The 1356-nt window shown below is 30.8% G+C and carries 1 protein-coding gene; it reads right to left on the reverse strand.

Annotated elements, in window-relative coordinates:
* Nucleotides 1–432: 432 nt before the first annotated feature.
* Nucleotides 433–912, reverse strand: coding sequence for a hypothetical protein (locus tag FTV31_RS16905; RefSeq protein WP_180015797.1), 480 nt, complete (start codon nt 910–912; stop codon nt 433–435).
* Nucleotides 913–1356 lie beyond the last annotated feature (444 nt).

Below are 1356 nucleotides of genomic sequence, written 5' to 3' on the forward strand. Positions count from 1 at the left end.
TCGAAAAACGACGGAAATGATGATACTGATTAAGTTTTGACAGATGGAAGACGCCTAGGATTTGGTATTAAGTAATTGTGTCTTATAATTAAGAGAGAATTTCACTATTTGGAAAAAAATGGTAATTCTTAGTGTCGGAGTAATTATTTATCAAATAATTATTTTTATTATTATTACTGCATCTGGTAAAGGAGGGAGATGGATAGTTACTCCTATCGCCTGCTTATGGACCATCACTCATGTCTTTTTCCCACCCTTAATGATTCTACAGTTTTGTGTTATAGCATTTGCATTTGCTTGTGCGGGAGTATAGAAACCGCTCATTTAACATGATGGAGTTTATACGAAAGGCCCAATTCATGGGCTTTTCAGGCATCTGCTTAACATAAAATCTCTTATACGAAATTAACTCTCATAGTGACTATCACCATCCTAAGCTTTCTCAGATAGATATTTTTTCAATCTCAATTTTAATTTTTTAGGATCTATCTCATTCTTCGCTGAAAATCCAAACTTAAAGCATATGTATTCACCAACTAAGACCCAGCTGGGCTTAAGAAATCTAATCGTCTGATAACTGAATTTTTCAGCTATTTCACAGAGAATTAATAGTAATTTAATAGATACATCCAGATGACATAACTCTTTTCGAAAATCCATCTGTTCGATAACGATTTCTTTTTTATTTTCAGAATTCCAAAGCGTGCCGAACCTTATAAATAAGCTATCGATATCACGCTTACTAGATGACACAGAGATTGACATAGCTTTTTCATAAAATTCAAAGTTATTTCCCCAAAATTTTGGACGAGAATCTACTCCGATCACGCGATAGAAAAAGTTATCAATCAGACCGATAATGAACATTTTTTCATCTCCTCCGATCAGTTTTTGGTTATTACTAAAAGACATCTTAGTTGCCCAAAAAAAATATCAATCTAACAGCTTAAAAATGCAATGTAAACTATTGATTATAAACAATTTAATATTTAAGAAACTATTGGGTTTTAACATAATAAAATGTTAAGAAAAGACTTTTATTTTTAGATATTGAATCATTAAGAAAATGATCCATGCTCTTTATATATTTGAAAATAAAGAAATAAAAAACCATTGTTTATTTTTCATACAAGTTGATTTTTTAACTTATTGTTTTTTATACATTAAAAAAATCTTTGCCATAACTATAAAAGTACCCCTTTGAAAAATATATTTTTTATTGACTATTTTTGAGTGAATTTCATTGTAAACAGCTGTTTTATGGCAGGAATATAAATAAGAGTTCCTGCGATCTGCGGGCGCGAAAACATTTGAAAATTTGCCAACGTGAAAAAAGCCGGCGATGATGACATTGCC

It is taken from the genome of Acinetobacter sp. YH16031, from assembly GCF_013417335.1.
Lineage (GTDB): Bacteria > Pseudomonadota > Gammaproteobacteria > Pseudomonadales > Moraxellaceae > Acinetobacter.

Coding starts and splice junctions, on each gene's coding strand:
- FTV31_RS16905 (WP_180015797.1), bottom strand. CDS start 912: ATGTCTTTTAGTAATAACCAAAAACTGATCGGAGGAGATGAAAAAATG.